Origin of the sequence: Ilumatobacter sp. (assembly GCF_030065885.1) — a bacterium.
Lineage (GTDB): Bacteria > Actinomycetota > Acidimicrobiia > Acidimicrobiales > Ilumatobacteraceae > Ilumatobacter.
Window position 1 is genome coordinate 1 of sequence record NZ_JASJCS010000071.1, and the last position, 21,437, is coordinate 21,437.

The 21,437-nt window shown below is 70.0% G+C and carries 23 protein-coding genes; 10 read left to right on the plus strand and 13 right to left on the minus strand.

Going from position 1 to position 21,437, the window contains the following annotated elements:
* Positions 1 to 692, minus strand: a 692-nt coding sequence (locus QNJ12_RS15075) for a protein phosphatase 2C domain-containing protein (protein WP_300623737.1), incomplete at its 3' end; no start/stop codon positions are given.
* 90 nt (positions 693 to 782) lie between these two features.
* Entirely contained in the window at positions 783 to 1,160 is a 378-nt protein-coding gene (locus QNJ12_RS15080) for a hypothetical protein (RefSeq protein WP_300623738.1), read from the minus strand.
* Here QNJ12_RS15080 and QNJ12_RS15085 point away from each other — a divergent pair.
* Positions 1,150 to 1,503 carry a hypothetical protein gene (locus tag QNJ12_RS15085; RefSeq protein ID WP_300623740.1) on the plus strand — a complete coding sequence of 118 codons (354 nt, stop codon included), beginning with the start codon at positions 1,150 to 1,152 and terminating at the stop codon, positions 1,501 to 1,503. The genes QNJ12_RS15080 and QNJ12_RS15085 overlap by 11 nt on opposite strands.
* A 57-nt stretch (positions 1,504 to 1,560) precedes the next feature.
* On the opposite strand, the gene QNJ12_RS15090 is transcribed toward QNJ12_RS15085, so the two are convergent.
* From QNJ12_RS15090 to QNJ12_RS15120, 7 genes are all read right to left on the minus strand, one after another.
* The gene (locus QNJ12_RS15090; protein ID WP_300623741.1) at positions 1,561 to 2,052 is read right to left on the minus strand and encodes a hypothetical protein; all 492 of its coding nucleotides are present in this window, start codon (positions 2,050 to 2,052) and stop codon (positions 1,561 to 1,563) included.
* A gap of 10 nt (positions 2,053 to 2,062) precedes the next feature.
* Positions 2,063 to 2,806, minus strand: a complete 744-nt coding sequence (locus tag QNJ12_RS15095; protein WP_300623742.1) for a hypothetical protein — start codon at positions 2,804 to 2,806, stop codon at positions 2,063 to 2,065.
* 63 nt (positions 2,807 to 2,869) lie between these two features.
* Complete coding sequence (locus QNJ12_RS15100) at positions 2,870 to 4,030, minus strand: hypothetical protein (protein WP_300623743.1); 1,161 nt, start codon at positions 4,028 to 4,030, stop codon at positions 2,870 to 2,872.
* Entirely contained in the window at positions 4,027 to 4,617 is a 591-nt protein-coding gene (locus QNJ12_RS15105; RefSeq protein ID WP_300623745.1) for a hypothetical protein, read from the minus strand. Before QNJ12_RS15105 ends, QNJ12_RS15100 begins: the two co-directional genes overlap by 4 nt.
* An 8-nt stretch (positions 4,618 to 4,625) precedes the next feature.
* Positions 4,626 to 5,723 carry a hypothetical protein gene (locus tag QNJ12_RS15110; RefSeq protein ID WP_300623747.1) on the minus strand — a complete coding sequence of 366 codons (1,098 nt, stop codon included), beginning with the start codon at positions 5,721 to 5,723 and terminating at the stop codon, positions 4,626 to 4,628.
* Between the two features lie 18 nt (positions 5,724 to 5,741).
* Positions 5,742 to 6,014, minus strand: coding sequence for a hypothetical protein (locus tag QNJ12_RS15115; protein WP_300623750.1), 273 nt, complete (start codon positions 6,012 to 6,014; stop codon positions 5,742 to 5,744).
* A gap of 31 nt (positions 6,015 to 6,045) precedes the next feature.
* Positions 6,046 to 6,315 (minus strand): hypothetical protein, encoded by a 270-nt coding sequence (locus tag QNJ12_RS15120; protein WP_300623752.1) that lies wholly within the window; start codon positions 6,313 to 6,315, stop codon positions 6,046 to 6,048.
* Positions 6,316 to 6,636: 321 nt separating this feature from the next.
* On the opposite strand from QNJ12_RS15120, the gene QNJ12_RS15125 reads away from it, so the two are divergent.
* Positions 6,637 to 7,572, plus strand: coding sequence for a hypothetical protein (locus tag QNJ12_RS15125; protein WP_300623754.1), 936 nt, complete (start codon positions 6,637 to 6,639; stop codon positions 7,570 to 7,572).
* Between the two features lie 92 nt (positions 7,573 to 7,664).
* Here QNJ12_RS15125 and QNJ12_RS15130 read toward each other — a convergent pair whose 3' ends face one another.
* On the minus strand, positions 7,665 to 10,802 hold the full coding sequence (locus tag QNJ12_RS15130; RefSeq protein WP_300623756.1) for an MMPL family transporter: 3,138 nt from the start codon (positions 10,800 to 10,802) through the stop codon (positions 7,665 to 7,667).
* 179 nt (positions 10,803 to 10,981) lie between these two features.
* Between QNJ12_RS15130 and QNJ12_RS15135 the strand changes: the two genes are divergently transcribed.
* The 7 genes from QNJ12_RS15135 to QNJ12_RS15165 all read left to right on the plus strand — a co-directional run bounded on the left by QNJ12_RS15135 (position 10,982) and on the right by QNJ12_RS15165 (position 18,370).
* Complete coding sequence (locus QNJ12_RS15135; RefSeq protein WP_300623758.1) at positions 10,982 to 11,515, plus strand: hypothetical protein; 534 nt, start codon at positions 10,982 to 10,984, stop codon at positions 11,513 to 11,515.
* The gene (locus tag QNJ12_RS15140; protein ID WP_300623760.1) at positions 11,512 to 12,816 is read left to right on the plus strand and encodes a prepilin-type N-terminal cleavage/methylation domain-containing protein; all 1,305 of its coding nucleotides are present in this window, start codon (positions 11,512 to 11,514) and stop codon (positions 12,814 to 12,816) included. Before QNJ12_RS15135 ends, QNJ12_RS15140 begins: the two co-directional genes overlap by 4 nt.
* Positions 12,813 to 14,258, plus strand: a complete 1,446-nt coding sequence (locus QNJ12_RS15145) for a hypothetical protein (protein WP_300623762.1) — start codon at positions 12,813 to 12,815, stop codon at positions 14,256 to 14,258. The genes QNJ12_RS15140 and QNJ12_RS15145 overlap by 4 nt, the downstream gene beginning before the upstream one ends.
* A 21-nt stretch (positions 14,259 to 14,279) precedes the next feature.
* Positions 14,280 to 15,506, plus strand: a complete 1,227-nt coding sequence (locus QNJ12_RS15150) for a hypothetical protein (protein WP_300623764.1) — start codon at positions 14,280 to 14,282, stop codon at positions 15,504 to 15,506.
* A gap of 133 nt (positions 15,507 to 15,639) precedes the next feature.
* The gene (locus tag QNJ12_RS15155) at positions 15,640 to 16,137 is read left to right on the plus strand and encodes a prepilin-type N-terminal cleavage/methylation domain-containing protein (protein ID WP_300623766.1); all 498 of its coding nucleotides are present in this window, start codon (positions 15,640 to 15,642) and stop codon (positions 16,135 to 16,137) included.
* The gene (locus QNJ12_RS15160) at positions 16,137 to 16,763 is read left to right on the plus strand and encodes a prepilin-type N-terminal cleavage/methylation domain-containing protein (protein ID WP_300623768.1); all 627 of its coding nucleotides are present in this window, start codon (positions 16,137 to 16,139) and stop codon (positions 16,761 to 16,763) included. Before QNJ12_RS15155 ends, QNJ12_RS15160 begins: the two co-directional genes overlap by 1 nt.
* Complete coding sequence (locus tag QNJ12_RS15165; RefSeq protein ID WP_300623770.1) at positions 16,760 to 18,370, plus strand: hypothetical protein; 1,611 nt, start codon at positions 16,760 to 16,762, stop codon at positions 18,368 to 18,370. Before QNJ12_RS15160 ends, QNJ12_RS15165 begins: the two co-directional genes overlap by 4 nt.
* A 175-nt stretch (positions 18,371 to 18,545) precedes the next feature.
* Here QNJ12_RS15165 and pyrE read toward each other — a convergent pair whose 3' ends face one another.
* A complete protein-coding gene (pyrE, locus tag QNJ12_RS15170) occupies positions 18,546 to 19,124 on the minus strand; it encodes an orotate phosphoribosyltransferase (protein ID WP_300623772.1) in 579 nt (192 codons plus the stop codon).
* Between the two features lie 180 nt (positions 19,125 to 19,304).
* On the opposite strand from pyrE, the gene QNJ12_RS15175 reads away from it, so the two are divergent.
* A complete protein-coding gene (locus QNJ12_RS15175) occupies positions 19,305 to 20,246 on the plus strand; it encodes an LLM class F420-dependent oxidoreductase (RefSeq protein WP_300623774.1) in 942 nt (313 codons plus the stop codon).
* Positions 20,247 to 20,256: 10 nt separating this feature from the next.
* Here the strand turns inward: QNJ12_RS15175 and QNJ12_RS15180 are convergent, their stop codons facing one another.
* Entirely contained in the window at positions 20,257 to 20,994 is a 738-nt protein-coding gene (locus tag QNJ12_RS15180) for a hypothetical protein (protein WP_300623776.1), read from the minus strand.
* Between the two features lie 121 nt (positions 20,995 to 21,115).
* Positions 21,116 to 21,283, minus strand: a complete 168-nt coding sequence (locus QNJ12_RS15185; RefSeq protein WP_300623778.1) for a hypothetical protein — start codon at positions 21,281 to 21,283, stop codon at positions 21,116 to 21,118.
* Positions 21,284 to 21,437: the final 154 nt, after the last annotated feature.

Here is a 21,437-nt window from a genome sequence, read left to right on the forward strand (position 1 = left end):
CGTCCGATGGTCTGCGGGGTGAGCTCGCCCCACAACCCGTCGGAGCACAGGAGCAGTCGCGCCCGGCCCGCAACGAGCACGATGTCGGGCTGCACCGGCCCGTCGGCGCCGAGCGCGCGGGTGACGACGTGGCGGTGCCGGTGCGTCGTCGCGTCGGCCGGTGCCAGACGACCGGCCGCGATCAACTCCCGCACGTAGGAGTGGTCTTCGGTCAGGAGCGTCAGACGCCCACCCGCGAGGTGGTAGCACCGCGCATCGCCGACGTGGAAGACGGCGGTCACGGGGCCCGTGCCCGTGTCGATCTCGGTGGCGCCGACCACGGTCGCTCCCATCCCGTCGGCGCGTTCGGCGCGGGCGTGCGAGACGACGGCGTCATGGGCACGCTCGACGACGGCACGGACCTCGTCGACCGATCGCGGACGTCCGGCCTGGGCGATGGTCTCGATGGCGACGGCGCTCGCGAGGTCGCCGGCGCGATGGCCGCCCATGCCGTCGGCGACGACATACCAATCGGGCCCGACGAGCGCGGCGTCCTCGTTGACGGCGCGCCGGTGACCCCGTGACGAGGCGACGGCACCGAGGACACCGACGGTCGTGTCGATCGGCGCACGCTCGACCGGGCGCGGCGCGCCCGGGCGGACGGTGGTGGCGTCGCCTCGCTGGTCGGGTGCCACGGCGGCACGATTCGGCATGCGTTCCATGGTGCCGCCCCACGCCGGCGACCGGAATGGGGACAACTCCCCGCCCGACCTCCGCCCGACCGCCGCCCGGGTGTGCGCGGCTCAGGCGCAGGCGACGGTGTGGTCGGGCCCGACGTCCTGGCTCAGCATGCGGGCGTACGCACCCTCGGGTCCGTCGGCGCGGGCCGAGCAGGCGTCGGAGTCGAACGCGAACGGGCCGAAGAACACCACGTAGATCGGTTCGCCGTCGACGTCGGGCGTCAGCGACGGGCACGTCTGGTCGGTCCGCAGGTAGTTCGAGCCCGGGTACGCGTCGAGCACGTCGCCGATCCCGACTGCGCTCGCCTCGGTGCCGATGGCCGATGCCAGCACCGTGATGTAGCTCCCGTCGCAGCCGGGCTTCGACATCGGTTGGCCCGGCACGCCGAGATCACCCGCCACGGCATCGGGGCCGGCGGACTCGGCGGCGGTGACCGGCACCGTCGTCGGCGAGGTGCTCGACGTCGTCGACGTGCTCGAGGTGCTCGACGTGCTCGGCGTGCTCGACGTCGTCGTCGACGTCGAGCTCGGTGCTGTCGAGGCCGCGACCGCATCGGTGCTCGGCGGCACGCTCGGCATCGGCGCCGGTGTCGTCGTCCCCGCTGCATCCGACACAGGGACGGTCTCGGCCGATGTCGTGCTCGGCGCGGCCGCGTCGTCGTCGCCGTCCTGGCCGCTCACCAGCACCCAGACGATCACGCCGACCAGGAACACGAACACGACGCCGATCACGGCGGGCATGTTGACGTTCCAGCGCTCGCCCGACGCCGGAACCCCGGGGTAGGGGTTGCTCATGGCCTCCAGTGTGGCAGCGCGCCCACACCGACGGGTGGCGGCCGCGTCAGATCCGCACGGCAGGCAGCAGGCGATCGGCGACCGCGGCGTAGATCAGCACCATGCGGTCGGGCACGCCGTCGGCGACCACCAGCCGGCGGATCCGGTTGAGGGCGTGCGGGCGGGGCACGCTGATCAGCACCTGGTGGGTGGCTTCGAGCGTCATGTGGTTGGTGATGAGACCTCGGACCCTGAAGAACGCATCCGACGGCAGCCCGGCACCGGCCGCCGGCTCGAGGCCGATCGTTCGCGTCGACGGGCGCCAGCCGTGGCTCGTCTGACGCAGGGTGGCGATCGGTGCACCGTCGAGCAGGACGGGGAGGCCCGGCGCGAGGAGGTCTCGGATCGCCGCGCGATCACCTGCGGGAGCCTCGATCTCGACGGTGGCGCCGTCGGGTGCCACCGCGCTGATCCGTTCGGGCGTGCGGACGATCTCGAGCGGGCCGAACGGCTGATCGCGGTACGCCATCAGGGGCGCGGACGGCGTCGGAGCGGCCATTCGCGGCTCGTCAGGCTGCTTGCTCGGGGCGGGAACGGCGGCCGGTGACCACGTCACCCAGTCTCGCAGCTACGTCGACGACCGTGCTCGGCGCGACCGTGATCGAGGTCTGGCGCGCGTCGTCGTCGAGGGCGTCTCGATCGACGAGCCACACGCCCTCGGATCCGGCACAGATGAACGTGATCGACTCGTCGGACTCACCGCCCTGCCAGCTGCCGGTGGCTCGGACGACGTGCTCGGCGTGCTCGAGCACGGCGGACAGATCGGCGCTGGCGGCGATCGAGGTGACGCGGCGGTCGCGGGCCAGCGAGACGATCGCATCGTCGACGACCCCCGCAGTCGTCTCGATCGCCGGCCGTCCGGACACCGGCAGATCCGGTGAGAGGCCGACCGCCTGCAGCAGGAGCTGCGGCAACAGCTCGACGTGCGTCGCCGTGATCGTCAGCGTGCCGTCGCCGGCGTCGTCCGGCCGGTGCTCGGTCAGCGTGGCCCGACCCGAGCGGTGCCAGCTGACCATCAGGGGCACGACGCTCGGGCCGGCGAGCCGCTCGATCGCCACCGCCCGGTCACCGGCCACGGATGTCACGGCGAGCGCAGCCACCGTCGGGTGCACCGTTCCGTCGGCGACGAGGCCGGCCTCGACCCATTCGGGTGGCGCCGTGTCGGCGGGGTCGAGGCCGGTGACGAGCCGGACGAGCCGGCGCAGCTCGTCGTGGGACGCGGTCAGTCGCTTGCGGGTCGGGTCGTAATGCATGAACGTCTCCTTCGTGTGTCGGTCGTTTCTGGTCGCCGTGCAGGTCGTCGGACGGGTGCCGGGTCAGCCGAAGATCCCACCGACGAAGCCGGTGACCCCGCCGCCCACGTCGCCGAGGAAGCCGGTGCCCGCGTCCCAGGCGCCGCCGACGAGATCCGAGCCGGTGCTCCAGGTATCGCCGAGGAAGCCGGTGCCGGCATCCCAGGCGCCGCCGACGAGATCCGAGCCGGTGGTCCAGGCGTCGCCGAGGAGACCGGAGCCCACGTCCCAGGCGTCGCCGAGGAACTCGGTGCCCGCATCCCAGGCCCGGTGGGCGAACGCGGTGATGTCGTCCCAGTGGTCGACGATCTCCGCGCCCGCCCACACGAGACCGGTGCCGATCACGAGTGCGGCGGTGACGGGGGTGGGTGCGATCAGGAACGCCGTGGTCGAGGCGGCGAAGCCGGTGCTCGCCCAGTCGGCGACGTAGCCGGCGCCCTCGTCCTGGAACGCCGTGATCGGGTTGCCCTGCTGCCAGATGTTGTGGATGCCGTCGGCGGTGGCGATCACGCCGCCGGCGACGCCGAGCCCCTTGAGCAACGTGCTCGCACCCGGCGACGTCAGCCACCGCCCGATGCCGGCGAGTGCCGGCACCCGTTCGAGTGCGTTGGCCAGCGCCAGGCCGATGCGGCCGTTGTTGAACAGCGGGATCAGGTCGGGGTCGGCACCGTTGAGCAGCCAGGACGTCACCCGGCTGACGCGCAGCAACCCGGCACCCAGCTGGCCGAGCGGGAAGCCGTCGTCGCCACCGCTCCACAGGTTGACGAGGTCACCACCGAAGAAGTCGAGCAGTTCGTCGAGGACCCCGTCGACGACGTCGCCGAACGCGCCCGGCCCGCCGCCGAGACCAACCGCGCCGGCACCCGCACCCGCACCCGCACCCGCACCGATCAGGACGCCGCCGGAGCTTGCTCCACTGCCGACGGCGCTCGCCGCGAGCTGATCGGCGGCGTTGCGGTCGAGCTGCACGGCGGCCTCTCGGAGGTACGCAGCGGTGCCGCCCATCCGAGGGCGGTAGGTGCCGTTCCAGTGCCCGAGGAACCGGGAGGCGACGCCGCCCATCCAGGCGACCGAACGGAGCTGTGACGTGAGGGCCGTGGCATGCCCGTCGAGCTCGTCCGCGGCGAGTCGGAGGTCGTGGGCGGCGCGCTGCAGCTCGCCGGCGTCCGCACCGACGATGGTCATGGTGATCCCTCCTGGTCGTTGGTCGGGCGGCGTAGGAGCCGCCCGACGAGTGCCTCGAGCTCGGCGGAGCTGGTCGGATGCAGGTCGCACGGCGTCGCCGGGTCGTCGACGCGACCGGCGACCAATCCGTGCGCGATCGATCCCACGGCCCAGCGTTCGGTGCTGCCGCCGCCGGTCAACGACAGGACGAGCACGGCGTCGATGCCCGGACCGAGCGACACCGGGGACAGCGCCGTGAGCCGCACCGCCTCGACGGGAGCGGTGGCAGGTGACCGAGGCAGCCCGCCGGCGAGCGAGTCGGCGATCGCCATGACGAGGTCGGCAGCGTCCCGGCCGGCGCTGACCGAGCCGACGACGGGATCGTCGTCGGACGGGCTGACCGCGTGGGTGACGAACGCATCGTCGGTGATCCAGCCGTCGATTCGACGCATGCGGTCCGGGGTGACGGCGAGGAGGCTCACCCGCTGCGACGCTCGCCTGCAGACGGTCCGTGCGATCTCCGCCGCGCCGAGCAGCGCGTCGTCGCCGGCCAGGTCGCGACGGCTGGCGGTGAACGTCGCAGCGGGCTGGAAGGTTCGTGCGCTCATCGGTTCGCTCATCCGCCCAGCCATGATCCGAGCCCTCCGAGCCCTCCGAGCCCTCCGAGCACGGCACCGCCGACGTCGGATGCGAGGTCGTCGACCGCGTCCGCAAGGTCGCCGGCGCGGTCGTCGAGCCAGTCGACCGCGTCCCCGGCGAGGTCGACCGCACTGCCGGCGACGTCGACGGCGGCCGCGCCGACGTCGATCAGCAGGCCGAGGCTGTCCTTGATGTCCTGATACACGTCGACGGCACGGTCCGCTCCCCAGTCGACGACGTCGACCGCGTCGTCGAGCGCCTCGAACGCTTCGCCGGCCAGCGCACCGGCGAGCTCACCGGCGACCCGGCTGACGACCGGAGCGAGCAGGGCTCCGAACGCCGGGACGAGCGCGGTGGTGACCGTGGCGGTCAGGAAGGTGACGCCGTGTTCGATGCCCTCCTCCACGCCGAAGCGCAACGAGGCGTCGGCGAGCGCGTGCACGATGCGTTCGTCGAGCGGGAGTTCGGGGTGGTCGACGACGTCCTGGAGGAGGTCGACGACGAACTCGCCGGCGTCGATGGCGACCTCGGCGGTCTTCAGGAGTTGGACGAACGTGTCGTCGTTCAGGAGATCGATGATGCGGTCGGCGGCGCCGTGCTCGGCGAGCTGCCGGAGGTGGTCGGCGACGGTGGCGAGGTCCGCGCGGGCCGTGCCCAGCTGGCCGAGCGTCGCCTCGACCTGGCCGAGGCGGCGCTCGAGGTCGTCGGCGGTGTCGCGGTGGTCGCCGGCCGGCGCCGTCGTCGGGCCGGGTGTCGCCGCCGGGCCGGGCGCTGCGGATCGACCGGACGCACTCGCCGCGCGCTGCTCGGCGGCATTGGCGGTCAGACCGCCGGCAGCCTCCCGGAGGAACTGCGAGGTCGATGCGACGCGGGGCCGATGGCTGCCGTGCCAGTGCCCGGTGAACCGGGTGGCGACGCCGCCCACCCAGGCCACGGAGCGGAGGGTGGCCGTCAGCGACGCCGACGACCCGTCGAGCTCGTCGGCTGCGGCGCGGAGTCGGCTCGCGGCTCGATCGAGTTCGTCGGGGTCGGCGCCGAGCACGGCTGCGCCGGTCGGGGTGCTGGGTGTTGGCATGGCGTCGTCTCCGTTGGGCTACGACCAGCGTCGTGAGGCCTGCTCCTGACGGTTGGCGTGGTAGTAGGCCTCGTTCGAGGCGTTGGAGAGCTCGCCGGTGAGCTGCATGAGGCCGGGGCTGTGCACCCGGCGCCACTCGTCGACGAACCGATCGTGGTCGCTGCCGGTCCACGGCAGGTTCTCGACCGTCGCCGCCAGCCGCTGGCGCGTGGCCTCGATCTCCTGCTTGCGGCGCCGCAGGGACCAGGCGAACCCGCGGAGGGCGGCGATGTCTGCTCCGACGATGGACATGGTGTCGGTCTCGAGTCGATGGCGGCCGCGATCAGCGGCTCGACGCCTGCTCTTGCTCGTTGGAGTTGCGCATCGCGGTCTGCGACGCCTGCTCGAGTCCGGCGACGACGCTGTTGAGGGCGGCGGTGTGCTGACCGGTCCACTCACCGTGGAACTGCTCTCGGTCGGGGCCAATCCACGGCGTCGAGTTCAGCTGGCCGGTGAGCTGCTGGGTGATGGTGCGGATCTCGTCAGCACGCGTCTGGAGCTGTCGCGACAGCACTCGCACCTGGTTGATGTCCATGCCGGTGAAGTTGCTCATGGGGTGTCCTTTCGTGACGGTTGGTGTTCGCCGACGCTGTTGGTCGGTGGTGTCCGTCACCGTAAGGACGCGCGTCCGCCGTCGGAATGGGGAGCACTCCCCTCCCCCACGCGAGCGAGCCGACGAACAGACGAACGCGTGAGGTTCTTGCGGACTATGTCCGCAGATTCCTCACGCGTTCATGGGACTCACGCGTTCGTGGGAGGGGTTCGGCAGGGTCGCAGCGACCGGCCGTGACACCCGCTCAGTAGGTTCGCAGGTGCGGCGACGGCCGGATCGGGCACCAGATTCCCCCACCAACCTCACCGTGGAGGCCGTGAGATGCCACATCTGTCCCCGACCCTCGCCCGGACCGTCTCGAATCGCCACGGCGTGGTCACCGTGGAGGAGTTGATCCGAGACGGCTTCACGTCGAACTCGATCCGCCGGCTGGTGTCGAAGGGTGCTCTCGTCATCTGTCACAGCCGCGTGTACCGGTTGGCATCAGCGAAGGAGACCTTCCTCTCGCGGTGCGCTGCCGCCAGCATCGCGGATCCGTCAGCAGTCGTCACGGGCGTCGCCGCCGGCCGCCTGTGGGAGTTCCGTCACATCCGACACGTCGAGCAACCGATCGTGCTCGTCGAACACGACCGCTCGCCGCTGAACCGAGGCGTGCTGATCCGACGCACCAACGTGCTCGAGCCAGAGGACTGGACGCTGCGGCCCGACGGGATTCGTGTGGCGAGCCCGACGCGTGCGTGGTTCGACTGCGCCCGCGACATGACCGACGAACGCTTCGAGCGGCTCACCGAATGGGTGCTCGACCATCACGCAACCGTGCCTGCGCTGTGGCGGACTCGTCGACGGCTGAATCATCGGGGGCGCCCCGGCTTGGCGCGAGTCAATCGAGTGCTGAGCCAGCGAGAGGCATGGCAACGCCCCGCTGGCTCAGGGCTCGAACTGATCGTGCTGAACGCCCTCGAGGCGAGCGGCGTTCGCGGCATCGTCCGCCAACACCCGATTCGGCTGCCCGACGGCGTCGTCATCCACTGCGACGGTGCGCTGCCCGACATCCGATGGGCCGTCGAGATCGATCACGTGACGTGGCACGGAGGCCGTCTGGACGCGCAGCGCGACAAGGGGCGCGATCGGAAGCTGCGCCGCGTCGGCTGGGACGTGGACCGCGTGACCGACGTGGAACTGCGCGAGCGCTTCGACGACACCATCCGCGAACTCGTCGACATCATCGCCGAACGTCGCAGGCAGCGGGCCGCGTGACCCGTCGCCAATGGCGGCCGCAACGCGTGAGCTTCTTGCGCACTATGGCCGCAAGAAGCTCACGCGATCGGAACCCGGGGAGGCGCTCGCCGTCAGCCGCCGGTACCGGCCGCGATGGCCGCGTCGAGCTGGGTGCGGTCGACGCCGCAGTCGGTGCCCGCCTGGATGACGACGTCGAGCGCGGCCGGATCGGACGCCAGCAGCAGCGGCACGAGTGCGGCCTCGCCGCCCTCGAAACGTTCGAACGCCGTCACGATCGTGCAGTGGGCGGCGTTGCCGGCCACCCCTTCGGCGGTCAGCAGGTCGTGCAGGGCCGGACCGAACGTCGTCTCGGGGGCCGTGTCGGGGAAGCCGGCGGGATCGATCGCCGGGCCCGCCGGTTCGGTGGTCTCGGGTGCCGCGGTCGACTCGGTCGACGGCGGCGGCTCCTCGCCCTCCCCCAGTGTGGTGGTCGGCGCCGGCACCGTGGTCGTGGTGGTCGTGGTGGTGGTCGTCGTCGACGTGGTGGTCGTGGTCGGCAACGGCACCGCAGCGAACGCGACCTCCGACGACTCGCCGGTGCCGGTGTCGGCCGATGCGTACACGGCGCCGACGGCACCGACGAACGCCACGAGGCCGACCCCGGCGGCGACGGTCTGGTCGCCGGGGAGCGGCGCCGCGAGCTTGACCGCCGCCGAGGGGTCCTCCTGCGACTCGGTGCCGAGCCAACCCTTGGTGTCGACCCAGACCATCATCGGCGGCATCAACACGAGGGCGCTGAACAGGGCGATGGCGACGTTGAGCGTCACGATCAGCCCGAAGTCGCGCAGCAGCGGCAGCGGCGACGCGACCAGCACCGCGAAGCCGCCGATCGTCGTGACCGCCGACGTGAAGAACGCCCGGCCGGTACGGGCAGCGGCCGTGTCGCTGGCGTCGCGAGGCTCGAGTGCGCTCTCGCGCTCTTCGAGGTAGCGCCCGAAGATCAGCACCGAGAACTCGGTGCAGGTCGCGATCACGAGCGGGCCCGACACCGTGGTCAGGGGACTGAGCTCGATCCCGATCAGCGCGACGATCATCGTGGACGCGCCGACCGCGAGGAACACCGGCACGAGCGCGAGCAGCGCCCGACTCAGGCTCCGGAAGCGGAGCAGCAGGAACAGCGCGGCCAGCGACAGTGCGAGATAGGTCAGCTCGGCCCGGTTCGACGAGAGGTTCTCGAGCAGGCCGACACCCACCGTGGCGAGACCGGCCGGGGTGGCGCTGACGGCATCCTGACCGTCGGGCAGGTCGGTGAGCAGGATGCTGTCGGCGTCGAGTTCGAGGGCGGCGATACGGGCGTCGAGGTCGTCCTTCAGATCGTCGACGAGCACCGCCCGCTCCTCGAGCCCGGCCTCCGCGATCCGCAGGTTGACCTGTGCGGCCGTCGGGACGTAGTCGGCCGGGTCGTAGTCGTCCGGCAGCGGCTCGGGTGGCGGCGGGAACGCCAGCGCCCGCGCGATCGCGGGTGTTCGGCTGGCCGCGTCGGTCGATGCGCTGACGATGTCCTCCTCCGAGGGTGGGATGACCGTCGCCCCCGGGATCTTGATGATCTTCCCGAGCGTGTTGACGTAGCTCGACGAGGAGACGACGAGCTCGCGTTCCTCGGCGGCGATGGTGAAGTCGTGGATCAGGTCGATGACGTCCTGGTCGAAGACGTTGTTGGCCTTGACGACCACGCCGAGCGTGGTGGCGAAGCCGGTCTCCTCCTCGAGCCGGTCGACGTCCTTGACGACCTCGCTGCCCTGATCGATCCACTTGATCGGGTCGGACTCGATCTTCATCCGCCCCTCGACGAGCACGCCGCCGACGAACAGGAACACCGACAGGAGCAGCAACCCGAGCCCGGCCCTGGTGGGCAGGCCGCCGAGCTTGACGACCACCCGCTCGACGAGCGACGGGCCGCGCTTCTCGGTCGGCGCCGACCACTCGCGGATCCCGAGGATCGATGCCGGCAGCACGATGCCCACGGCGACGAGGATGATGACGCCGATCGCGAGGAGGACACCGAAGTCGCGGATCATCGGCACACGGGAGAGCTGCAACGCGAGGAACGCGACGACGCCGGCGAGCGTCGCGGCGATGAGCGGCGGCGCGAGGTTGGCGACGGTCTCGGCGATCGGGTGCTCCTCCTTGTCGAGCACGACCTCCTCCTCGACCCGGTTGTGGATCTGGATCGCGAAGTCGATGCCGAGCCCGATCAGGATCGGCAGCCCGGAGATCGTCACCAGCGACAGGTCGATCCCGATGAGGCCGAGCAACGAGAACGTCCAGACGACGCCGACGAGCACGGCGAGCAGCGGCAGCAGGCGCCAGCGGACCCGGAACATGAGCGCCAGCACCACCATCATCACGACGATCGCGATCGCGCCGAGCGTGAGCATCCCGCCCTGCAGGTAGTCGTTGATCTCCTTGAGGTAGACGGGGGAGCCGGTGACCGTGAAGTCGAACCCTTCGAACGATGCGGTCTCGAGGATCGCGAGGAGGTCCTCCGTCGCCGCCGACTGGTCGTCGAGGCTGAGGTTGCCGTCGAGCACGACGCCGCCGACCGCGGTCTGCTGGTTCGGGAACGTGCTGGCGAGCGAGAGCCGGATGCCACGGTCTGCGTCGTCGGCGGGCGGCTGTGGCTCGCCGTCGACCATCTCGAACCCGGTGTTGTCGAAGATCAGCAGGTCGACGTACTCGGGGTTGGGCTCGACGCCGCCGACCGCGTCGTCCAGGAATCGCTCCTCGGTGGGGATCAGGCCGCGCCGGGCGAGGCTCATCGTGATGTTGTCGCCCCGGGCCGCACTGCCCGCCTCGTCGCGCTGAGGTGCGGCGAGCAGCGCCGCCTGGCCGGCGCCCGAGAGCAGCGCATCGCTGTAGGTGAGCGACGTGAGCGGGGTGATCGCCGAGAATACGTTGTCGACGCCGGCGAGCTCGACGTTGAGGCGGCGCAACTCGTCGAGGTTGGCGCCGGCGTAGAGATCGGAGACGTCGTTGCCCTCCTGCGCGGAGAACAGCAAGATGACCGTCTCACCGCCGAAGTTGTCCTGGAACTCGACGTTGTCGATCGCGATCTGCGAGTCGGGGTTCAGGTAGCTGTCCTGACCTGTTGCGAAGTCGTTTCTCGTGAGTCCGATGGCCAAGACCGCCGTGATCACGATGACGACACCCATCACGATCTTCCAGTGCTTGCCCAGCTGGACCCCGGTGGCCCTCCAGAAAGATTCCATGAAGGGACCATACGCCACGCGTGCGGACGGCCACCATGGGTGAAAGTCCCATGTCATCGGTCACAGAAAGCGGGCGCCGCCCACGACACGACGGCCGACGGCGCGGTACGATCGAGATCAGTCGGGAGGCGGGCTTCCGGCACCGAGCGGGAGACGCAGCACCGCGCACACCACGCGTCATGCAGAGCGACCACGAGACCACACGCCACGAACGCGAGCACAGCGCCCGCTCACGAACGCGGGCGGACAGCGGTGCCACCTTCGTCGAGATCCTCGTCGCCATCGTACTGACCGGGCTCGTCGTGATCGCCACCCTCGCCGCGCTCCGCGCGACGATCATCGGCACGCGCCTCGAGCGCGACCACTCGAAGGCCCAGCAGTGGCTCCAGTCCGCGGCAGAGGTGATCGAGGACCAGAACTACGGCGAATGCGACTCCGTGCCGCTCTCCGGACCACAGATCCAGTCGAACTACCAGTTGGCCGTCGACGCCGAGGCCACTCGGCCGTTCGGCTTCGCCGGCGCCACGATGACCGTCGGGATCCCCGACGTCTGGGACGGATCGCAGTTCGTCGCGTTCGGCTCGCAGACGACGTGCTACGACGACGTGCTGCTCCGGCAGCAACGCGTTCAGATCGAGGTCACGAGTTCCGACGGTGAGATCATCGAGTCGGTGCAGGTCATCAAGCGCGACCGCCCTGGAGCGAACCCGTGAACACGGCACCGGTGGATCGCTCGCCGCGCGACGGCTTCACGCTCATCGAGGTGGTCGTGGTCGTCACCATGATCGCGGTCATCGGTGCGGTGCTGGCCGCCACGTTCGTCGTCATCGCTCGCACGACACCTGCCAGCGCCAATCGAGTCGACGATGCCCGCTCGCTGCTGAACCTCACCAACTGGCTCCCGCAAGACGTCGGGTCGACGTCCGAATCGGGCTTCAGCAGGGGCGACAACCCGACCGGATGTGACAGCGGCACCGTCCCCGCGTCCCAAGGATTGCTCGAGCTGCAGTGGTCCGAGGGTGCGACCACCTATGTCGTGAACTACCGCTTCGTCGACGACACCGCCGACATCGGCTCGATCGTCCGGTACTCGTGCCTGCTCGGCGGGCCTGCGACCGCGATCAACATGACGGCACCGCTGCAGAAGATCCCCGGCGGCACGCAGTCCGAGCAGCCCGCGCCGGTCGACATCGTGCTCGAGCCGACCACGATGGCGAACGGCATGCCCGGCGTCCGTGGCCTCCAGTTCGAGGTGCGGGTGGTCGACGACGACGGGGTCACGCAGCGCGAGTTGCTCAGTCTCGACGTGTACACCGCGAACGTGGTGACGACACTGCCACCCACGACGACCACGACGACCGCACCGAACAGCGCACCGATCGCCTACGACATGTGGGTCACGATCAACCTCGACGCCGCTCCGTTCACGATCACCCTGCCGGCCGTCGACCCCGACGGAGACAGCATCGCGATCTCGGCGCCCGACATCGTCGCCGACCCCGAGCTCAACCTGACCATCGGTGCCGGGCTCGACATCGACGTCCAGGCGCTGACCAGCCTGGGAGCGATCAACAACGGCACGTACGAGTTCTTCTACAAGGTGGCCGACACGTCGTCGGCGCTCTCCAACGAGGGCACGGTCTCGGTGTTCGTCTTCAACGTCCCCACCCCGACCACGTCGACGACGCTGCCGACCTGCACGGCGTCGTTCGATCCGGTGACCCCGACGGACCCGTCGACGATCTCGCTGAGGCCGAACGGCAGGCTGCAGGACGACCTCACGATCAACATCACCACGAACGGCAACTGCACCCCCTTGGTCGTCACGTTCGACCCGATGCCGAACGACGCCAACATGACGCCCGAGGCGATCGCGTTCGGGGGCTTGACGTCGGTCACGATCGACAAGAACGCCTACACCTGGGACGCGGCGGAGACCAGCTTCGAGTTCACGCTGCGACAGGGCGCGAACGGTCTGCCAGAGGACACGCACACCGTGGCGGTGGTGCCGTGAGGATCCGACGCGACCACGGCACGGTGCTGCCGCTCGTCCTGGTGATCGTCGTCGTGCTGTCGCTCGTGGTGATCAGCGTCGCGAAGTACTCGGCAGCCACCCTTCGCCAGGGCCAGGTCGTCGAGGCCTCCGCCGATCGTCTCGCAGCAGCCGACGGCGCGACCGACAACGCCCTCGAGGCGATCGACCGGGGGTCGTCGCCGTGCACGATCACGGCCCTCGGCGCCAGCGGGTACACCTACCCGCTGGGCGACACGGTCAACGACATCGACCCGTCGATCACGTGCCAAGTGGTCGGCGGCCAGGTCAACGCCGTCGACTCGTTCGCCGTCATCATCACCGGCGACGGTGGACAGACCGGGCCGCTGCTCGAGATCACCAACGGTGGCTCCTCACCGCAGGCCCAGAAGGTGTTCGAGGGCCCGGTCTACCTGGCGCGCACGCCTCGCGCGAACGCGCCGAACCAGACGATGGACTTCTCGGCGACGCTGACGCTCAAGGACGGCGACCTCTGGTACAGCAACCCGACCTGCCCGGCGACTGACGTCGACCTCCCGACGCAGCTGACCATCACGCCTGCCGGCTACACCACCAAGTGCCTCACCGACGACTGGTTCACGCTGTTCGGCTCGCGCAAGCCGCCGGTTCCAGCGGTCGCCGCGCTCACGCCGCAGGCGTCGACGACGCCGACGCCCGACGCCAACGGCTGCTACATCTGGCCCGCCGGCCGCTATTCCTCGCCACCGCAGCTCGCGAATCAGAGCTACAACTACTTCGAGTCCGGCGACTACTTCTTCGACGACATCGGCACCTGGCAGCTCGCGAACACGTTCGTGCTCGCCGGCTACCCGGGCAGTATCGGCCCCGGCATCCCGGGATACAAGAACAGCGACACGTACGCAACCAACCCGTGCCGCAACGCCTGGAACTCCGCCGCCGACCAGAGTGGGGCGGCGTTCTTCATGGGTGGCACCAGCAACATCGACCTCACCAACAACTCCGCGCTCGAGATCTCCGGCCGCGCCCAAGGCGCCTACAACGTCGGCCTGCAGGCGCTGGACGCCGCCGACGCCGGGGCCCTGGCCAGCACGATCACCGGCGACGGTCGCATCGTGCTGTCGAACTCCGGTACCAACAAGCAGCTCTCGATCCAGGGCCTCGTCTGGGCGCCCCAGGCCGGGCTCGAGTTCGACCTGATCGCCAACGATGCGGTCGCGGCGCTGACGGGCGGGGCGGTCGTGGCAGAGCTGAGTGCCGGCGCCTCCGCGCAGGCCAACAACTTCGTGATCCGCGTCGACACCCAGCCGTCGACGGCCAACGTCGAGCTCACGGTGACGGCGACCAAGGAGGGCACCACGAAGGTGCGCACGCTGATCACCTACCGAACCGACACCGAGTACGCCGTGCTCAGTCGACGTGTCACCGAGATCACTCCGGAGTAGCGCCTGACCTAGGCTCCGCTCGTGTCATGGGAGGAGCTGGCCCGCGGAGTCGAGCTGCCGTTCGATCCCGAGCTGACGATTCCCGAGCTGCACCCGTACCGGCTCGACGTGCCGAATCCGCCCGTCGTGGACGACGTCGAGAAAGCCGCCCGCGCCGCAACGGTCGAGACGTTCACGGGCGAGGTCGCCCATGCCACGACGATTGCCGTCGGGGCGGGGTCACGAGGGCTGACCGGGCGGGTCGAGATGCTGCGCGGCACGATCGCTGCGCTGCGCGAGCTCGGCGCCGAACCGTTCGTCGTGCCGGCGATGGGTTCGCACGGCGGAGCCACGGCCGAGGGCCAGCAGGCCATGCTCGCGTCGCTCGGCATCACCGAGGAGGCGATCGGCGCCGAGATCCGCTCGTCGATGGAGACCGTCGTCGTGGCCCGGACGCCCGACGGCGAGCCCGTGCCGCTGGATGCGAACGCGGCCGCTGCCGACCGGATCCTGCCGGTCAACCGGGTCAAGCCGCACACGTCGTTCCACGGCCCGATCGAGTCGGGCTGCACGAAGATGGCGATCGTCGGGTTCGGCAAGCAGCCGGGGGCCGCACGGTTCCACGCCGCCACGCCCGACCTCATGTCCGGCCGGCTGGTCACCGCCGTCGACGCCCTCCGCGCCACCGGGCGGCTGCTCGGGGGGATCGCATCGGTCGAATCGGCTGCCGGTGAGGTCGTCCGCGTCGAGGGTCTCACGGCCGACGGCGTCGGTGGCGAACCGGAGCGTGAGCTCACCGCCTTCGCCCGGACGCTCGTGCCGGCGCTGCCGTTCGACGAGATCGACGTGCTCATCGTCGAGCGGGCCGGCAAGGACATCTCGGGGCCGGGCATGGACCCGAACGTCACCGGCCGGTTCTGGGTGCACGGCCTCGACGACCTGCCGTCACCGACCGTGCGTTCGATCGTGCTGCTCGACCTGACCGAGATCACCGGGGGCAACGCCAACGGGATGGGGTTCGCCGACTTCATCCCGGCGTCGCTCGCCAACAAGGTCGACTTCCGGACCACCTACGTCAACTGCTTCACGGCTGGGCCGGCGGGCATGCGCCGCAGCCGCCTGCCCATGGTGCTGCCCGACGAGGAGTCGTGCATCAAGGCGGCGCTCTCGATGTGCGGGCGGGCGCCGGGCGAGCCGCGGCGGGTGGTGCGCATCCCGTCGACGCTGCACCTCACCGAGTGCCTCGTCAGTGAAGCCCTCCTGTCATGACAACGTGCCGTGTTCGTCAGCAATCGATCCCGGCGGAGGCCATGTTGATCAAATATTGATGCCATAACGTTGCTCGCCCCAAGCCTTCGCAAAGCTTGCTCAGGGTCGGCGATCCGCCGCCGAAACACGAGGTGTGACCGCTCGTCCCAGCGCGACCACACGTGACCGCGGCGTTTCGATGATCGAGATGCTCGTGGCGATCACGCTGATGGGCATCGTCGTCGTCACCGTGCTCGTCGCGATGCGAACGACGACCAAGGCGGCGGCCATCGACCGCGACCACGCGATCGCATTCGCGTGGCTGCAGGCAGCCTCGGACGAGGTCTACCGCCAGCCTCGCGTCCCCTGCGACAGCGCCACCGACCCGGTGTCGACCTACAGCACCTACGCACAGAGCGCGGCCCGACCGAACCAGTGGCCCGTCTCCTCGGGGGCGACGATCGCCGTCACGAACGTGGAATACCTGGGTCGAGCCTCATCCTCGGACCCGTTCGAGTGGGATGCCACGTACTGCTTCGAGGGCAGTGGATACCTCGACAGCCCGCTCTACACCCAACGGGTCACGATCGAGGCTCGCAACCCGAGCGGCGAGATCGTCAAGACACTCCAGATGGTGAAGAACGAGGGGTGATGACGACCGTGGACGACGGCCGCAGCGACGACGGCTTCACGCTGATCGAGACGCTCCTCGTCATCTCGCTGCTGAGCGTCATCGTCGCCGGCATGGCGACCGCCTTCATGGTGATCGTCAGGACGGCACCCGACACCGAGATCCGCATCAACGATGCCCGTTCGACGCGGGGCCTGGCGACGTGGCTGTCCCACGACACGACGTCGACCCCTCGGTTCCAGCCGGAGACTTCGCAGGGCGGGATCGACATCGATCCGACCGATACCGGCACGAACAATCGCTGCGGTGGCGCTGGGACCAACGTGCTGCACCTGCGATGGGTCGAGGCGGGTTTCACGACACAGACGTTCGTGGCGAATTATCGATACGTCGTCGATGGCGACGAGGCCCGCGTCGTGCGGTACACGTGCTCACGGTCCGGCGCCGCAGCGTTCGGTCCGGCCCACGAGCAGAACCTCACCTCGGGACTCGAGCCGGGTTCACCGCCGATCCTGGCCTTGAACCGTGTCGATCCGTTGGATCCGAGCTCCGACGTCGAGTCGATCGACCTGACGCTCACGGCCCAGAGCGGTGAGCAGGTCATCGTCCAAACCGGTTCTCGTAACCCGACCCAGTTCTTCCCGTGATGCGCCAGCAGTCGCCCCAACCCCATCGCGATCGCGGGTCTGCACTGCCCCTGACGCTCGTTATCACGATCGTCCTGGCGCTCGTGGTCGTCGGCATCGCCCGCTACTCCGCGGCCAGTCTTCGGTTCGGTCGGGTCGCCGAGGACCGCAGCGACCGACTCTCGGCCGCCGACGCCGGCATGCGCTACGCAATCGACCAGCTCAAGCTGCGCAACGCGGGCTGCATCCTCGACACGCAGGAGGCGGTGCTCCCCGGCGTCGACGCCGACTTCAACGACGCGACCGCGGCCGTCGTCTGCGAGCGCGTCACGAACGGCTTCGAAGGCATCGCAGCGTACGCCGCGGTGATGACCGGCGAGGGGCTGTCCAGCACCGACGCCCTCTTGCTCTCGGCGGGCGGCGCGAGTGTCGACAAGGTGCTCGGCGGACCCGTCTTCATGTCCACGGTCGAGGACACGTCCTTCGCACTCAACGCAGCGGTGCGCATCGAGAACGGTCCGCTGCTCTATTACGACAGCTCGGGCACCGTGCCGTGCAGCTCCAAGAAGCCGAACGAGCTGGCCCCTGTCAGCGACGGCGACCTCGTCTTCTCGCCCGAACTGATCTTCGGGCCCATCTGCGTGACCGTGCCGTGGACCGACCTGTTCGACAGCCCCGAGGTGCCCGACCTGACCACCCTCACGATCCGCGACGGCGCGGCGCCGCTGACCGACCCGAACGGCTCGTACCAGGACATCTCTGGCGCCGGCGGGTGCCGCGTCTTCGAGCCGGGCCGCTACATCACGCCACCCGACGTGCAGAACCGGGACTCCTACTTCCGGTCCGGCGTGTACCTGGTCGACCTGCCGGCCGGCAACGAGACCTTCGAGGTCGTCAGCTCGGTCGTCACGGCGGGCGGCGTCAACCCGCTCGTCAGTAGCGACAACGAGATCGGCGGGCAGACGAACCGCTGCCTGCAAGTGCAGGACGACGACGAGAGCCTGGGGCTGTACGGCGCGACGTTCTACCTCACCGGCGGGTCGCACATCGTGGTTCGGCAACAGGGGGCGCTGGAGGTCCACGCGCTGCAGCAAGGCACGGACTACGTCAGCATCCAGGCGCTGTGCGACCCCGACCCGAACGGCAACGGCACACCGGAGGCGATCGAGTTCGAGACGATTCCCGGCGAGCAGGACGGGTACTGGTGCAACGCCGACGGCGACGGCGGGACCGGCACGTTCAGCACGCTGACGGCGCCCGCGCCGACGAGCCTCGACACGATCATCTACACCCGGGAGGGCAACAACCGCGAGATCGCCACCCACGCCCTGGTGTACGCACCGCTCGCGGAGATGGAGTTCGGCAACGCGACCAACACCGCCGACCAGAAGCTGCTCGGCGGTCTGATCGTCGCACGGCTGAAGCTGCAGTCGTCGGCGTCGGCAACGAACTTCGAGATCTCGGTTCCGACCAGCCCGATCACCGCCAAGATCCAGCTCACCTCGAATGCCTACAAGCGCGGCAAGACGACGATTCGGGCGGTCGTCGAGTATCGGCCGTACGAGGACGACATCGATGATCGGGTCCGCATCAACTCCTGGCGAGTGTGCGACATCGACTCGTGCTAGCGGTGGCCGGCGACCCTGACCTGTGGTGCGCCGGGCCCGGCATGCCACCGGCGAGGCGCGACGACGAGAGATGTGCCGTGTGCACGTTCGAGGACGCGGGAACGAGGCCGGCGGTCTGCTGGGGCTCGCGAACAGCGCACACGTTGGTGGACTTGGCACGAGTCGGGGTGCGCACTCACGTGCCGAAGCCGAAGCCGAGGTCGGGCGCGGTCAGCAGCGGGGCGTAGGCGACGCCCGCCGCCTCGCACATCGCTGCGCACGTGCCGCCACGGTCGACGATCAGGCTGACGAGGACCGGCTCGGCGCCGAACTCGCGCACGATGTCGACCGCCTCCATCAGGGACGTGCCGCGGGTGGTGGTGTCCTCGGTGATCACGACGCGGTCGCCCGGCTCGAGCGCGCCCGCCAGGCGGCCGGTCACGCCGTGTCCCTTGGCCTCCTTGCGCACGCTGAAGCTGCGCAGCTGTCGGCCGCGCGTCGCAGCGATCGCGGCCACGCCGAACGCGACGGGGTCGGCGCCCATCGTCAGCCCGCCGATCGCCGTCGCATCCTCGGGTATCACTTCGAGCATCGCGTCGGCGACGAGGATGATGCCGTCCGGGCGACACGCGGTCTGCTTGGTGTCGAGGAACCAGGTCGACGTCGCGCCGGACTTGAGCGTGAACTCACCGCGCTTGACCGAGTGCTCGAGCACGTGGGCCCGCAACGCGTCGAGCGGAGGGGTCAGCTCGGGAAGCTCGCCGTGTTCGCTCACGACGCCGACCGTAGTGCCGCGGGCCGTCGCTCGGGACTCTGCGGCAGACAACACGACGTCCGACGTCCAGATGACTGCCACAGAGACCCCGACCCAACTCTGCGGCAGACAACACGACACCCCACGTCCAGATGACTGCCACAGAATCGCAGCCCGCGCGATCGCGTTAGGTTCGGCGGCATGCAGCTCGCCGATCTCCGCATCTTCACCGAACCGCAGCAGGGTGCCACGTACGACCATCTCCTCGCGATCGCGCGGCGCGCCGAGGACCTCGGCTTCGGCGCCTTCTTCCGCAGCGACCACTACCTCAAGATGGGTGACGTCTCCGGGCTCCCCGGCCCGACCGATGCATGGATCACCCTCGCCGGCCTGGCGCGCGACACGAACACGATCAGGCTCGGCACGCTCGTCACGGCCGGGACGTTCCGGATGCCCGGTCCGCTCGCGATCTCGGTTGCCGGCGTCGATCAGATGTCGAACGGGCGAGTCGAGCTCGGGCTCGGCGCGGGCTGGTACGAGGCGGAGCACACCGCCTACGGCATTCCGTTCCCGTCGCTCGGCGATCGCTTCGACAGCCTCGAGGACCAGATGGCGGTCATCCACGGGCTGTGGAACACGCCGGACGGCGAGACGTTCACGTACGACGGGGCGGTCTGGGGCGTCACCGACTCCCCCGCGCTGCCCAAGCCGGTGCAGGCGGGCGGGCCGCCGATCATCGTCGGCGGCGGTGGCAAGGTCCGGACACCACGCCTGGCGGCCCGCTACGCAGCCGAGTTCAACATGGGGTTCGCGCCGGTCGAGCGGTTCACCGAGCAGCTCGCGACGGTTCGGGCGGCCTGTGAGGCGAACGACCGCGACCCCGACTCGCTGATCTACTCGATCGCGCTCGTCGCCTGCGTCGGCGGCGACGAGGCCGAGATCGAGCGGCGTGCAGCCGCCATCCATCGCGAGCCGGCAGAGCTTCGGGAGCACGGTGTCGCCGGGTCGCCGGACGAGGCCGCCGCGACGATCCGTCGGTACGTCGATGCCGGCGCCGATCGGGTCTACCTCCAGATCCTCGACCTCGGGGACCTCGACCACCTCGACCTGATCGCCGGCGAGGTCGCGTCGCGACTCAGCTGACCGCGAGCACTCACTCCCACCGGATGCCGAGGTGATCGAGCGCGTCGTCGAGCACGTCGGCGAGCAGCGGGTCGCGAAGCCCGGCGTGCTGCAGCTCGTCGACGTCGGGCAGGTCGGGGAGCCGGGCCGCGTCCGGTGCGCGCAGCAGCATCGAGATCGCCTCGGCCTCGGGATCGGTTCGCGGGTGCAGCTCGATCACGTCGGCGACCCGACCGCCGTCGGCGTCGTCGCGCTGGCGCCGCCGGTCGGCGAGCCTTTCGGCGGCAGTCGATCCTCCGACCGGGCCGACCCCACCGGCCGGGCCGACCCCACCTGTCGGATCACCGACCGGATCGTCGACCTGGCGCGCCGGCCGCGCGCTGTGCCGCCACCGGTCGACGAGCGTCGGTTCGATGGCCACCTCGTCGGACAGGGTGAACATCGCAGCGACGGCGTGCTTGCACGCCTCGGTGCCGGTACCGGCGTCGTCGGGACACGTGCACTGCACCCAGAGCTCGCGCTTCGACGGCACACCGCTGCCACCTGCCGCCTCGATCGTGACGACGTAGGGCTCGGCCCGCCCGCCCTGCACCTCGGCCGTGACGGCCCCGTGGCCGACGACGATGTCGACCACGGCGTCGTCGGCCCAGTACCGCTTGCCCCGCGCCAGCCGGCCCTGATCGCTCAGCTCGGCGGCGAGCACCTTGATCATGGTGGCGAACAGGCGACCGGGAGGGTTCGGCCCGTACGGCTTGCGGGGTGTGCTCACGCGCCGCCCCCTCCGATTCGTGCCGATCCAACAGCGGATACCGCGTGCGCGGTGTCCTCACCCACCGCCCCCTCCGAACGGCGCCGATCGAGCAACGGACCGAACGTCTCGCAGGCGGTGCTCACGCGCCACCACCTTCCAGCAGCACCAGCTCGGCGAGCTGGTCGGCCGACAGCTCGGACAACCAGGCCTCGCCCGAGCCGACGACCGCGTCGGCGATCGCCCGCTTCTCGTCGATGACCTCACCGATCCGCTCCTCGACCGTTCCCTGGCAGACCAGCTTGTGCACGTTGACCGTCTGGCGCTGCCCCATCCGCCAGGCGCGGTCGGTGAGGTCATCGACGAGAAGCGGGCGATCGCCGACGCGGTCGTCGGCTCGGGCGAGGCCTGGTTGTCCGAGCTGTCGGCCGACCAGCTCGCCGAGCTGGTGCTGCTGGAAGGTG